Annotated in this window: 12 protein-coding genes and 1 pseudogene; 7 read left to right on the forward strand and 6 right to left on the reverse strand. The window is 72.4% G+C overall.

All coding sequences use genetic code 11. The features are described from left to right. Positions 1-126 precede the first annotated feature (126 nt). Entirely contained in the window at positions 127-396 is a 270-nt protein-coding gene (locus ACTXG6_RS08600) for a hypothetical protein (protein WP_445187227.1), read from the reverse strand. A gap of 219 nt (positions 397-615) precedes the next feature. Here ACTXG6_RS08600 and nth point away from each other — a divergent pair, with 219 nt between their 5' ends. From nth to ACTXG6_RS08620, 4 genes are all read left to right on the forward strand, one after another. Then, entirely contained in the window at positions 616-1,413 is a 798-nt protein-coding gene (nth, locus tag ACTXG6_RS08605) for an endonuclease III (protein ID WP_445187228.1), read from the forward strand. A 5-nt stretch (positions 1,414-1,418) separates the two neighbouring features. Next, complete coding sequence (locus ACTXG6_RS08610) at positions 1,419-2,090, forward strand: TlpA family protein disulfide reductase (protein ID WP_445187229.1); 672 nt, start codon at positions 1,419-1,421, stop codon at positions 2,088-2,090. Positions 2,091-2,236: 146 nt separating this feature from the next. Continuing rightward, positions 2,237-2,932: an NUDIX hydrolase gene (locus tag ACTXG6_RS08615; protein WP_445189953.1), complete on the forward strand. Its 696-nt coding sequence runs from the start codon at positions 2,237-2,239 to the stop codon at positions 2,930-2,932. 25 nt (positions 2,933-2,957) lie between these two features. After that, the gene (locus ACTXG6_RS08620) at positions 2,958-4,163 is read left to right on the forward strand and encodes a MarP family serine protease (RefSeq protein WP_445187230.1); all 1,206 of its coding nucleotides are present in this window, start codon (positions 2,958-2,960) and stop codon (positions 4,161-4,163) included. 29 nt (positions 4,164-4,192) lie between these two features. Here the strand turns inward: ACTXG6_RS08620 and ACTXG6_RS08625 are convergent, their stop codons facing one another. The 4 genes from ACTXG6_RS08625 to acs all read right to left on the reverse strand — a co-directional run bounded on the left by ACTXG6_RS08625 (position 4,193) and on the right by acs (position 8,369). Further along, the gene (locus ACTXG6_RS08625) at positions 4,193-5,119 is read right to left on the reverse strand and encodes an alpha/beta fold hydrolase (RefSeq protein WP_445189954.1); all 927 of its coding nucleotides are present in this window, start codon (positions 5,117-5,119) and stop codon (positions 4,193-4,195) included. Positions 5,120-5,170: 51 nt separating this feature from the next. Beyond that, a complete protein-coding gene (locus tag ACTXG6_RS08630; protein WP_445187231.1) occupies positions 5,171-5,659 on the reverse strand; it encodes a phage holin family protein in 489 nt (162 codons plus the stop codon). 227 nt (positions 5,660-5,886) lie between these two features. After that, on the reverse strand, positions 5,887-6,306 hold the full coding sequence (gene arfB, locus ACTXG6_RS08635) for an alternative ribosome rescue aminoacyl-tRNA hydrolase ArfB (protein ID WP_445189955.1): 420 nt from the start codon (positions 6,304-6,306) through the stop codon (positions 5,887-5,889). A gap of 38 nt (positions 6,307-6,344) precedes the next feature. After that, positions 6,345-8,369, reverse strand: a complete 2,025-nt coding sequence (acs, locus tag ACTXG6_RS08640; RefSeq protein WP_445187232.1) for an acetate--CoA ligase — start codon at positions 8,367-8,369, stop codon at positions 6,345-6,347. A gap of 256 nt (positions 8,370-8,625) precedes the next feature. Here acs and ACTXG6_RS08645 point away from each other — a divergent pair, with 256 nt between their 5' ends. After that, complete coding sequence (locus ACTXG6_RS08645) at positions 8,626-9,381, forward strand: oxidoreductase (protein WP_445187233.1); 756 nt, start codon at positions 8,626-8,628, stop codon at positions 9,379-9,381. Between the two features lie 541 nt (positions 9,382-9,922). Here ACTXG6_RS08645 and ACTXG6_RS08650 read toward each other — a convergent pair. Then, on the reverse strand, positions 9,923-10,747 hold the full coding sequence (locus ACTXG6_RS08650; RefSeq protein WP_445189956.1) for an HAD family hydrolase: 825 nt from the start codon (positions 10,745-10,747) through the stop codon (positions 9,923-9,925). Between the two features lie 875 nt (positions 10,748-11,622). Here ACTXG6_RS08650 and ssd point away from each other — a divergent pair. After that, entirely contained in the window at positions 11,623-12,723 is a 1,101-nt protein-coding gene (gene ssd / locus ACTXG6_RS08655) for a septum site-determining protein Ssd (RefSeq protein WP_445187234.1), read from the forward strand. Next, positions 12,720-13,154: pseudogene (locus ACTXG6_RS08660) on the forward strand (TadA family conjugal transfer-associated ATPase); the annotation flags it as partial. The gene ssd and the pseudogene ACTXG6_RS08660, both read left to right, overlap by 4 nt. Positions 13,155-13,233 lie beyond the last annotated feature (79 nt).

Here is a 13,233-nt window from a genome sequence, read left to right on the forward strand (position 1 = left end):
GACCCCAGATACTTGCGGATCTAAGTGGTGCCCACGGACCGGAACCGATCATTCGGACGGCAGTCTAGTGCTCCCCGAGGTGGTGTTGACCACTGCGACCCACATAGGGGCCGTCGCACCACGTGTTCAGGATGCGATTCGCTGCGGTCGGTCGGGGTTCCGACGCTCCTCGCGGGGACGTCTGTCGTCCCGGTTGCGCAGCCGGAACAGCTCCAGGGCACGCCCGGTACCGGAGCGGAACAGTGCTTTGACCTCATCTGGCCGAGCTCGCTCGAGGAAATCATCGAGCTCGTCCTGACGCACGGCAGACTCGCGTAACCGTGCTTCAACGCGCTCCATGCCCAAGGCGAAGAACATCACCAGTAGCGGCACGAGTATCGACAACCAGGCAGTCATGTCGGGGGGAATCCTCTCGCATGACGCGGCGGATAGTTGCAGCGGGGTCGGTGTGTCTCTCGGCCGGACCGCAATGGCCCATCGTCAGAGGTTGTCGGTGCGGTCCGTACCCTGGACAGAGTGACGAAACCCGCCCGATCGGTACCGCGCCCGAGCAAGCTCGCCGCGCGAGTCGCGGCCGGTGAGAGTGACCTGGGCCGCACCCGGAGGGTCCGGCGCATGGTTCGCACCCTGGCCGAGGCATACCCGGACGCGCACTGCGAGCTTGACTTCACGACGCCGCTGGAGCTCGCGGTCGCGACCATCCTGTCCGCGCAGTGCACCGACAAACGGGTCAACGAGGTCACCCCGGCCTTGTTCGCCCGGTACCCCACGGCCGCCGACTACGCGGCCGCCGACCGTGCCGAGCTGGAGGAACTGATCCGGCCCACCGGATTCTTCCGCAACAAGGCCGGCTCCTTGCTCGGTTTGGGCTCGGCGGTCGAAGAAAAGTTCGGCGGCCTGTTGCCGAACACCCTCGAAGAGCTGGTCACGCTGCCCGGGATCGGCCGCAAGACGGCCAACGTGATCCTGGGCAACGCGTTCGACGTCCCGGGCATCACGGTGGACACGCACTTCGGGCGCCTGGTTCGCCGGTTCGGCTGGACCGAGGAGGAAGACCCGGTCAAGGTCGAGCACGCGGTCGGGACGCTGGTGCCGCGCGCCGAGTGGACGATCGTGTCGCACCGGGTGATCTTCCACGGGCGACGGGTGTGCCACTCCCGCAATCCGGCCTGCGGGGTCTGCCCGCTGGCCGCCGACTGCCCGTCCTACGGCGTCGGCCCGACCGAGAAGGAAAAGGCCGCTCTGCTGGTCAAGGGGCCGGAGACGGCACACCTGCTGTCGATGGCCGGTATCGGTTCGGTGCCGGTGTCGACCTCGAAGGCATTCGCGCCACCCGCGCCCGAGCTCGCGGTCGGGTCAGTCACCGAGTCGGTCCCCGAGCCGGCGGAGGCCCGTCCCGGGTCGTCCCGGTGACACCGGTGACACGTCGGACCGGGCTGAGCAAGGGCGAGCTGGCCGCCGTGGTGGTCGTCGTCGTGCTGGCGGTGATCGCGGTCGTACTGCTGTGGCCGGGCATGACCGGCCAACGCTCGAGCTCTCCGGCCGACCGTTCGACCGGGCCGACGGCCGCTGCCCCCGCTCCCTGGAGCGACGAGGGTCTCGAGGCGGCGCGGCGGGCGGCTGGGCTGCCGGCCTGCCCGGTGGGTACCGCCGCCGCCCCGGCCGGGCCGCTCGCCGGGGTGCGGGTGCCCTGCCTCGGCGCGCCCGGGGAGGTCGAGCCGGCGAGTGGGCTGGCCGGGCACGACGCGCTGATCAACGTATGGGGCTCGTGGTGTGCGCCGTGCCGCACCGAGCTGCCCGCGCTGTCCGAGTACGCCAACCGCCCCGGCGCGATCCCGGTGCTCGGGGTGGACGAGCGGGACCGGCCGGACGCCGCGCTGGCGCTGCTCGCCGACCTCGGGGTGCGGCTGCCGGTGGTGGCCGACCCGGACGGTGCGCTGGCCGCCGCGCTGCGGGTGCCGCCGGCGCTGCCGGCCAGCTACCTGCTGCGTGCCGACGGCACGGTGACCATGGTGCTGCCGCCCACCCCGTTCAAGAGCGCCGACGAGGTCGCCGCCGCGGTGGCCCGGCTGCGTACGGGCGGGTCATGAGCGCGCTGCCGAGTGAGCTGGGGCCGAGTGAGCTGGGGCCGAGTGAGCTGGGGCCGAGCGATCCCGGATCGGATGGGTCCGGGCTGCGTGGGTCCTTGCCGAACGGGTCCGGGCCGGACCGGGCCCGGCCGGGCGAGCGGGAGTGGCTGGCCTCGGTGCGGGTCGACCCGGCCGCGGCGCCCTCCTGGTTGGTTCCCCTACTGCGGGTGGCCGGCACGGCCACCACGGACGAGCTGAGCCGCCACGACATCGCGCCGCCGGCCACCGGTGCCCGGCGGGCCGCCGTGCTGGTGCTGTTCGGCGAGACCACCGAGCACGGCCCGGACCTGCTGTTGCAGGAACGCGCCGGCGGGCTGCGCGACCACGCCGGCCAGGTCTCGTTCCCCGGCGGCGGTCGGGAGCCCACCGACGACGGTCCGGTCGACACCGCGCTGCGCGAGGCGGCTGAGGAGACCGGGCTGGATCCGGCTGGTGTGGTGCCGCTGGCGCTGCTGCCCGAGCTGTTCATCCCCCCGTCCGGATTCCGGGTCACCCCCGTGCTGGCACACTGGCGCGACCCAGTGGCGGTTGCGCCGGTCGATCCGGCCGAGACCGCCACCGTGGTGCGTGTCCCGGTGGCCGAGTTGGCCGATCCGGGGCACCGGTTCCTGGTGCGGCACCCGTCGGGCTGGGTTGGGCCGGCGTTCGAGGTGGCGGGCATGGTCGTGTGGGGCTTCACCGGGGGACTGGTGGACTCGTTGCTGCGGATGGGCGGCTGGGAACGCCCGTGGTCCGGCGGTCCGACGCGAGACCTGGACCGCGCCTGGGTGGATGCCCGGCAGCGGTCGCGGTCCGCCCGGTGATGCCGGCGGACCAGGGAGCCAGGCCATGAGCTGGGTGGACATCTTTGTGCTGCTGCTGGCCGTGTTGGCCGGCGTTTCCGGCTGGCGGCACGGCATGGCGGTCGCGCTGTTGTCCTTCGTCGGGGTGCTCGGGGGAGCGATCATCGGGGTCCGGCTGGCCCCGCTGCTGGCGCAGCACGTGGAGTCGCCGACCGCGCGGGTGATGGTCAGCATCGGTGTGGTGGTGCTGCTGGTCGCGCTGGGTGAGACCACCGGCGTGTTCTTCGGCCGCCGCATCCGGGACCGGATCACCGGCGAGCAGACGCTGCGGCTCGACTCGACCGCGGGCGCGATCCTGCAGGGGCTGACCGTGGTGTTGGCCGCCTGGCTGGTGGCGCTGCCGCTGGCCTCGGCGAGCTTCCCCGGGCTGGCCGCCGGCATCCGGGGCTCCAAGGTGTTGGCCGCGGTGGACTCGGTGGTGGGTTCGGTGCTGCCCTCGGCCCGCCAACTGCCCTCGGAGCTGCGCGCACTGCTCGACTCCTCCGGCTTCCCGGACGTGCTCACGCCGTTCGCGCAGACCCCGATCACCGTGGTCGGCCCGCCCAACCTGGCGCTGCAGACCAGCGGCGAGGTGCAGACCGCCGAGGACAGCGTGCTGAAGATCCGGGGCAAGGCCACCCAGTGCTCGCGGGCGTTGGAGGGCTCCGGCTTCGTGATCGCCCCGGACCGGGTGGTGACCAACGCGCACGTGGTCGCCGGCACCGCCGAGGTGAGCGTGGAGGTACCCGGGCGCTCCGGCAGGTCCAAGACCAAGGCCGCCTCGGTGGTGGCGTACGACCCGGAGATCGACGTCGCGGTGCTCGCGGTACCCGGCCTTGGCGTCACGCCGCTGCAGTTCGCCCCGAGGGCCGCGACGGTGGCCGACGACGCGATCGTGCTCGGCTACCCGCTGGACGGCCCGTTCAAGGCGACCGCGGCGCGCATCAGGGACCAGATCGACCTGCGTGGGCTGGACATCTACAACTCGCAGACCGTGGTGCGCGACGTCTACACGATCCGCGCGGTGGTCCGCTCCGGCAACTCCGGCGGGCCGCTGCTGGCCCCGGACGGCACCGTCTACGGGATCGTGTTCGGCGCCGCCCAGGACGACCCGGAGACCGGGTTCGTGCTGACCGCGCAACAGGTCGAACCGCTGGTGGCCAAGGCGCCCCGGCTCAGCAGCGAGGTGTCCACCGGCAGCTGCGCGGCCTGACCGACGGACGGGTCCGGCACGGCCGGCGGTCAGTTGGCCAGGAAGTCGGCGATCAGTGCGTTGACCGCGTCCGGGGCCTCCTGGTGCGGGAAATGGCCGAGGCCGGGCAGTGCCCGGTACTGGTAGCGGTCGGCCGCGACCCAGCGCGCCGAGGCCCGCGCGGTGCGCTCCAGCAGGGACGGATCGTCCGCGCCGTGCACCTGCAGCACCGGCAACTCGAGTGGCCGGGCCACCGCGGCGGCGAACCGTCGCCCGTCCGGCCGGGCCTGCGAACGCACCGCCCAGCGGAAGTACTCGAGGGCGCAGTGCGCCACCCCCGGGATCAGCATCGCGTCCCGGTTCCGCCGGAGGACCTCGTCGAACTCCGGGGCCGCCGCCCAGCGCGACCCGGCCCACGCGCGCAGGATCCGCTCCACCCGGGCCGCGCCGTCGGCCCGCAGCGAGCGCTCCGGCAGCATCGGCAGCTGGAAGCCCACCGTGTGCCGCGCGGCCCAGCCCTGCCCGCGCGGATCGGCCCAGGTGGCCCGCCGCAGCGCCATCGGGTGCGGGCTGTTCAGCAGCACCAGCGAGCGCACCAGGCGGGGGTGCAGCGCGGCCAGCGTCCAGGCCACCAGGCCGCCCCAGTCGTGCCCGACCACGGTGGCCTCACGCTCGCCCAGCGCCCGGATCAGGCCGGCCAGATCCCCGGCCAGCGTCCACAGGTCGTAGCCGCGCGGTGGCTTGTCCGAGTCGCCGTAGCCGCGCAGGTCCACCGCGACCACCCGGAACCCGGCGTCGGCGAGTCCCACCAGCTGGTGCCGCCAGGACCACCAGAACTCCGGGAAGCCGTGCGCGAGCACCACCAGTGGGCCCTGGCCGCACTCCGCGAGGTGCTGCCGGATCCCGTTGGCCGACACGTCACGATGGCGCCAGGGGCCGGCGATACGCACCGAAGACGGGTCCGGTCCGTTCTTCACCGCCACGCGGCCTCGGGGCTCACCGCGGTGGCACTCCCAGTCCGGCGGTGCTCACCGCTCCAGGGCCGGTGCGCTGTCTCGGCCACCGCGCCTGCCCAGCGCGGCGGCGGTGTCCTTCACGGTGCTGATGGTGCGCTCCGGCGCGTGGATCTTGCGGACCCGCAGGAAGCCGATGAGCCCGGCCAACCCGGCCACGACCAGCATGATGCCGAAGACGACCAGGTAGGCGGCCCACGGCATCAGCCAGATGGTGAGCAGCTCGGCCACCGCGATGAAGAAGAAGAACAGGCTGAACAGCACGATGGTCAGCGCGACCAGGAAGAAGACGCTGCCCTGGACACCCTTCTTGACCTCGGCGGTCACCTCTTGCTTCGCCAGTTCCAGCTCGGCGCGCAGCAACGTGGAGACGTGCGAGGACGCCTCGCGGACCAGGCCGCCGATGGACGCGTCACCGTTCACCGACGGCTCCGCGGACAAGGGGATGGAGCGCAGCGGGGTCGGGACTTCGGTTCCCCGGCCACCGGGAGTCGGGTTGGCCACCTCGTTGCCTCCTGCCGGTACGTCATCTGGGTCACCGCACTCGACGCGGCTCCCAGCGGAAGATCGTGGTCGACATCGTGCCACGGCGGCCGGTGGGGTGCGTAGGGCAGTGCCCCGTGTTCGGCAAGAAGTCCGGTCGGCACACGATCGAGCGATTCGGCGCCCGAGTGTGCGTCCGGGCGTGGCGCGCGCCGGACAGCCGAGCTCGGCCTGTTCAGATACAGAGGTCAGTCGTCCGGGCGCCCGCGCAGCCGTTTGACCCGGCCCCGGCGGGTCTTCTCGTCCATCCGGCGCTGTTTGGCCCGTTTCGACGGGCGGGTCGGCCGGCGCGCCGGCGGGTCCGGTGCGATCGCCCTGGTGAGCATGGCCGCCAACCGCTCCCGGGCGGCCTCTCGGTTGCGCAGCTGCGAGCGGTGCTCCGAGGCGACCACGGTGAGCACGCCGTCGGTCAGTCGGCCGCCAAGACGGCGCAACAGCCGCTCCCGCAGCCGCTCGGGCACCGACGGCGAGCGCGCCAGGTCCACCGACAGCTCGACCCGCGAGTCGGTGGTGTTGACACCCTGCCCACCGGGCCCCGACGAGCGGGAGAACCGCCAGCTCAGCTCGCCCTCGGCGAGTACGAACGGCTGGGGGCCGGGTACGGCAATACCGCCGCGCCCGGCCCCGCCGTCGGCGGTCGGGCCGGTCAGTCCTCGCCCTTGCCCTCGGCGAGCCCGGTCGAGATCAGGTCCATCACGCTGGAGTCGGCCAGTGTGGTGACGTCGCCGATCTCCCGGTTCTCCGCGACGTCCTTGAGCAGCCGGCGCATGATCTTCCCGGACCGGGTCTTGGGCAGCTCGTCGACGACCATGATCTGGCGCGGTTTGGCGATCGGGCCGATCTCCTTGGAGACGTGGTCGCGCAGCGCCTTGATGGCTTCCTTGCCCTCAGTCGAGTCGCTTGCGGACTTGGCCACGTTGCCGCGCAGGATCACGAACGCGACGATGCCCTGCCCGGTGGTGGGGTCGGACGCGCCGACCACGGCGGCCTCGGCGACGGTCGGATGTGACACCAGCGCCGATTCGACCTCCGTCGTGGAGATGTTGTGCCCGGACACGAGCATGATGTCGTCGATGCGCCCGAGCAGCCAGATCGCGCCGTCGTCGTCGTACTTGGCGCCGTCGCCGGCGAAGTAGTAGCCCTGCTTGGCGAACCGCTTCCAGTAGGTCTCCCGGAAGCGCTCCTCGTCACCCCAGACGCCGCGCAGCATCGAGGGCCACGGCTGGTCCAGCACCAGGAAGCCGCCCTGCCCGTTGCCGACCGGGGTGCCCTCGTCGTTCACGATCGTCGCGGAGATGCCGGGCAGCGGGCGCATCGCCGAGCCGGGCTTCGTGGCGGTCACCCCGGGCAGCGGCGAGATCATGATCGCGCCGGTCTCGGTCTGCCACCAGGTGTCCACGATCGGGCAGCGGTCCTTGCCGATGTTCTCCCGGTACCACATCCAGGCCTCGGGGTTGATCGGCTCGCCGACGCTGCCCAGCACCTTGAGCGAGGACAGGTCGTACTTCTCCGGGATCTCCTTGCCCCACTTCATGAACGTGCGGATCAGCGTCGGAGCGGTGTAGTAGATCGACACGCCGTACTTCTGGATGATCTCCCAGTGCCGGCCCTCGTGCGGGGTGTTCGGGGTGCCCTCGTACATCACCGAGGTGGCCCGGTTCGCCAGCGGTCCGTAGACGATGTAGGAGTGCCCGGTGACCCAGCCGATGTCGGCGGTGCACCAGTAGACCGACGTGTCCGGTTTGAGGTCGAACACGTTGCGGTGGGTGTAGGCGGCCTGGGTCAGGTAGCCGCCGGAGGTGTGCACCACGCCCTTGGGCTTCCCGGTGGTACCCGAGGTGTAGAGGATGAACAGCGGGTGCTCAGAGTCGAACGCCTCCGGCGTGTGCTCGTCGGACTGGCCCTCGACGACGTCGTGCCACCACAGGTCGCGGCCCTCGGTCATCGACACGTCGGTCTCGGTGCGCCGGACCACGATGACGTGTTCGACGCTGGGCGTGTCGGTGAGCGCCTCGTCGATGTTCTCCTTCATCGGCGCCGGCTTGCCGCGGCGGAACTGCCCGTCCGAGGTGATCACCAGCTTGGCCTCGGCGTCCTGCACCCGGGAGCGCAGTGCGCCCGGGGAGAAACCGCCGAACACCACGCTGTGCAGCGCGCCGAGCCGGGCGCAGGCCAGCATCGAGATGGCGGCCTCCGGGATCATCGGCAGCTGGATCGCGATCCGGTCGCCCTTGGTCACGCCGAGCGAGGCGAGCGCGTTGGCCGCCTTGCACACCTCGCGCTGCAGGTCGGCGTAGGTGATGGTGCGGCTGTCGCCCGGCTCGCCCTCCCAGTGGAAGGCCACCTGCTCGCCGTGCCCGTCGGCCACGTGCCGGTCGACGCAGTTGTAGGCCACGTTCAGCTTGCCGCCGACGAACCACTTGGCGAACGGCGCGCCGCTCCAGTCCAGCACCTGGTCCCAGCGCTGCTCCCAGTGCAGAGCATCGGCCTGCTCAGCCCAGAACGCCTCGCGGTCGGCATCAGCGTGGGCGTACATCTCCTCGGTCGCGTTCGCCTGTCCCGCGAATTCCTCGCTCGGCGCGAAGCTGCGGGTCTCGGTGGACAGGTTGCTCAGGGTCTCGCTGGAGCCGGTCACCCGTTCCTCCTGGTGTTGGTGCGTGTGCTGTCTCATGGCCGAGTTCTCGCTGACCCGGCGCGTCTCCTCCGACAGGGATAGCCGCGGCTCACGGGTGGAAAACCTGTAGCCGACCGTAGCGGAGCGAGTACCCGGCGGCCGACCGGACCGGCCCCGAACGGCGGAGTTGGGACACCTCGGCCGTCGGATGGTCGGGGACGGTCCTGCCCGGCCGGGTGGGCGGGTGCCGCGCGGTCGGGTTGGGCGGGGTGCTGCCCGGTCGGGTTGGCGCACGCCTGGCAGGATCGCGGCCGTGAGCCCCGCGAGCGGTACCGCTGACCCACTGGCTCCGCTGGTCGAGCTACCCGGTGTGGCCGAGGCGGTGGCCCGCGCCAGGGAAGCGGTGGCCAAGGCGCACGCGCACCCGGTCAACCGACGCGGCTGGCCCGCCACGGCGGCCGAGGCCAGCGTCCGCGCGGCCCGCGCCTCGGCGGCGCTGGACGGCGGGGAGGCGGGGCTGCCCGCCGACGGTGTGGTGTCCGATCCGGTGTTGGCCGGCGCGCTGCGGGTCGCCGAGGAACTCGGCCGGCTGCTGCCCGTCTGGCGGAGCGCGCCGCTGCAGGCGCTGGCCAGGCTGCACGTACTGGCCGCGACCGACCTGGTGCCGGTCGCCGACCGGGACGCGGTGTTGGGCCGGCCGAGGACGATGGGCGGCGTCACCGAGCGGCTGGAGCTGCTCGGGCGGCTGGTCGGTACGAGCTCGGTGCCGGCGCCGGTCCTCGTCGCGGTGGTGCACGGCGAGCTGCTCGCGGTCTCACCGTTCGAGCTGGCCAACGGCGTGGTGGCCAGGGCGGCGGCCCGGCTGACCGGACTGAGCACCGGCCTGGACCCCAAGGGGTTGGCGGTGCCGGAGGTCGGGCACCTGCGCCGCGGCAAGGAGTACCAGGAGGCGGCCGCCGGTTTTGCCGCCGGCACCAGGGACGGGCTGGCTCGGTGGCTGCTGCACTGCTGCGCGGCATGGGAGCTCGGTGGCCGGGAGGCGGAGTCGATCGCCGAGGCAGCGTCCTGAGCCAGTGCCCGGGCCGCGTGGACTGAACCAGCGCTCGGGCCGCGTGGGCTGACCCGGTGGGCGGACGTCGTTGGCCGACCCCGGAACAGCGGGCGGACGTCGTCGGCCGCCCCGGAGCGGGTGGACGCCGTTGGCCGACCCTGGACATGAGTCGGGCGGCGCTCCCGAGGGGGCACCGCCCGACGCGTATGAATATCCGGGTTCCAGGCGTGCACTACGTGTCGTGCTCTTGGCCTCGGCGTCCGGCGTCCCAGTACGCAGGCCCACGACGACATGCCTCCCGCGGCGTGCTGTGCGTGGAGTGCCCGGTATTCATACCCGGAGCTCTGGCTGGGGTGGACGAGGCTTCTCTGCCGCCTCGCCCCTGGCCGACCGGAGGTCCGTGACACCATTCCTACTGGGTGGCTGCGGTCACATCAAGAGGTCAGCGCAGGTGCACCGTTACAGACACGCTCGGTACCTGAACGGGTTGCCCCGACCGATGAGTAGTCATCCGTTCAGAGTCTTGTGGCGGAGTCGTTGTCAGGGGTTGGTGAGCTGGTCAGCCGGGGTTTTGCCGGCCGAGCCACCGGGCGCCGAGCATGGCGACCACGGCTACCCCGCCCACCGCGATGGCCAGCGGGACGGTCCGGGCCGGCAGCAGCGAGCGGGCTCTCGAGCCCAGCCGGATGTGCAGCGGAATCGGCGCGACGAAATCGAGCACCGGCCAGCCGTTGGCCCGCGCGGCCCGGCGCAGCGCGCGGTCCGGGTTGACCGCGTGCGGATGCCCGACGAGCCTTAGCAGCGGCAGGTCGGTAATCGAGTCGGAGTAGGCGTAGCAGTCCTCCAACCGGTAGCCCTGGGCCTGCGCCAACGCCCGGGCGGCGACCGACTTGCCCTCGCCGTAGCAGTAGAAGTCGATCTCCCCGGTGTACCGCCCGTCGGCCACCGCCATCCGGGTCGACGCACTGTGCTCAGCGCCCAGAGCTGCGGCGATAGGCTGCACCATCTCCTCGCCGGAGGCGGACACCACCACCACGTGATGACCTTGACGGTGGTGGTCGTCGATCAGGGCGGCGGCCTCCGCGTAGATCATCGGTTGCAGGATGTCGCCGAGCGCCTGCTCGATCACCGCGCGGACCTCGGCCACCTCCCAGCCGGCGCACAGCGCACTGATCCGCTCGCGCATGCGCTCCATGAAGTCCGCGTCCGCGCCGGCGACCATGAGCAGCAGCTGTGCGTACCCGCTGCGCACCAGGGCCCGCCGCCCGATCAGGCCGCGGTCACGCAGCGGACCACTGAAGGCCAGTGTGCTGGAGCCGGCGATGATCGTTTTGTCCAGATCGAAGAACGCGGCGACGGAAGCGTGGCCGAGGTCGCCGGGGATGCCCGCCGTCGCGGGGGTGGTGCCGGTGGTTTGGGTACCGCCTGACGTGCTAGTCGGCGTACTCGTTCGAGTGCTGCTCGGCAGGCTCACGAGAGCGGCGGCGCCAACGGGGCTGGCGTCGCTCGGCGTGTTGTCGGCGGCTGGGGAGGGCGCCTGTCGGGTGCTGTCCGGGCTCAGTGGTGGGGTGCGACCGTGCACCTGATCGAGCATAGAGCCGCGCCGAGCGGGCCGGTCAACGCGCCCGTTGGATACGGATCTGTATCTGCCCACAAGAATTCGGGCGAGTTGGCCAAGATGGCGCTACAGTACGTAGGTCTGGCTTCGGCCGGATAGGTTCAGCTCGACCCCCCGGAGCTGAACCGTAAGACGACCCCCGCCTACCCCCCTGGCGGGGGTCGTCCTCGTTTCCGGCCCTTGTCGGACGGGCGGATCCGAAGGTGCGGAGATCGCTTTCGCACAGCTCTCCCACAGCATGCCGCGGGTGCCGCGTGAACCGGCACGATTTGTGACGCCGGTGCTCCAAATTTTCGCGCCCGGACATGTGACAGTCATTCGATGTTTACCAAGTGGCGTCCTCGGTGTGACGAACGCCACGCCACCGGGCAGGCCCGGCGCCGACCGCGGGCGCCGAGGGGTCCGCCCGGTCGGGGCGCGCGCCCCCGCGGGTGGGGAACCCCCAATTTCAGCATCTCGTGCGGCCCCGACAACTCCGCGTGGAGCAGCCGCTCAGGGCCTCACTTATCCACAGCACCACCGGTTATCCACAATTCGATCAAGGCCGCTATCGCTGCTCTCCCGCCCGGCCCAGGGTGGAAACAACACCTTGGGCGCCGGCCGGCAGCGGCGGCGCCCTAGCCGAACCGGGAGGTCTGGGCATGGATCAACAGCGAGCACTGGTGCTGATCGCCGATGGCGAGCTGCTGGATGACGTGCTGCGGCTGGCGGCCGCCGCCGGCTGCGAGCTGGAGCGTGTCCCCGACGCGGCGGCCGCGCGGCTGCGTTGGTCTTCGGCGCCGCTCGTCGTGCTGGACGAAGCCGCCGCGCGAGCCTGTGCCCACGCCGGTCTGGCGCGACGGCAACGGATCGTGGTGGTCAGTCGGGGGGAACCGCCGGGCGAGCTGTGGCAGCACGCGGTCGTGGTCGGCGCCGAGCACGTGATTGCGTTGCCCGACGCCGAGGGCTGGCTCGTCTCCGCGTTGGCCGATGCGGCGGAGGGGGTCCGGCACCGGGGTCGGGTGGTCGCCGTGGTCGGAGGTCGGGGTGGCGCGGGTGCCTCGGTTCTGGCCACCGCGGTCGCCATCGCCGGTATGACCGACGGCGAGCGGGTGATGCTGGTGGACTGCGACCCGCTCGGTGGCGGGCTGGACCTGCTGCTCGGCGCCGAGGACGTGCAGGGCCTGCGCTGGCCGGATCTCACGCTGTCCGAGGGGCGGGTGCCGTCGGCCTCGCTGCGCGCGGCGCTGCCCAGGCCGGCGCTCGGTGGCGGCCCGGGCGAGCTGACCGTGCTGTCCTGTGACCGCGGTGGCTCCGGCCCCCGACCCGGCGCGGTCGCCTCGGTGCTCGACGCCGGCCGGCGCGCCGGTGAGACCGTGGTGTGCGATGTGCCCCGGTACCCGACCGAGGCGGCGCTGGCCGCGTTGGACCGGGCGGACCTGACGGTCCTGCTGGTGCCCGCCGAGGTGCGTTCCACGGCTGCCGCCGCCCGGGTCGCGGGGCTGTTGCGGCAGCGGGGCTCGTCGGTCCAACTGGTGGTGCGCGGCCCCTCGCCGGGCGGTCTCTCGCCGCGGGACGTCGCCGCCGCGCTCGGCCTGCCGCTGCTGCACGCGATGCGGCCGCAGCAGGGGCTGGGTCGCTCGCTGGACCAGGGCACCCCGCCGGGCACCCGCAAGGGTCCGCTGGCGAACGCGGCCAGGGCGGTGCTCGACGAACTGCACAGCCAGGCCGGTTCGGCACCGCTCGGCGAGGTGTCCGCGTGACGGCGGCAACGCTCGTCGACCGGGTCCGCGACCGGCTGGCCAGCGCCGGTGCCGAGATCAGCTCCGCGGTGGTCGCGGCCGCGGTGCGGGCCGAAGCCGGTGGCGTCGTCTCCGACGTCGAGGTGCTGTCCGCTCTGCGGCTGCTCCAGCAGGAGTTCACCGGCGCCGGGCCGCTCGAACCGCTGCTCCGGGACACCAGGACCACCGATGTGCTGGTCACCTCGCCGGACGCGGTCTGGGTGGACCGAGGGGACGGCCTGGTCCGGACCGACGTGCGCTTCGCCGACGAGGCATCGGTGCGCCGGCTCGCGCAGCGGCTGGCGTTGGGCGCGGGCCGACGGCTCGACGATGCCAGCCCCTACGTCGACGCCCTGCTGCCCGGCAGCGGAGTTCGGCTGCACGCGGTGCTCGCCCCGATCGCCGCCGACGGCGACTCGCCGGGCAGATCAAGGCGCAGCTCGCCGGGCCGCGCGCGTCCTCGGCGGTGCTGGCCGGTCTGCCGGTCCTGGG

The sequence above is a fragment of the Pseudonocardia sp. Cha107L01 genome, assembly GCF_052566575.1.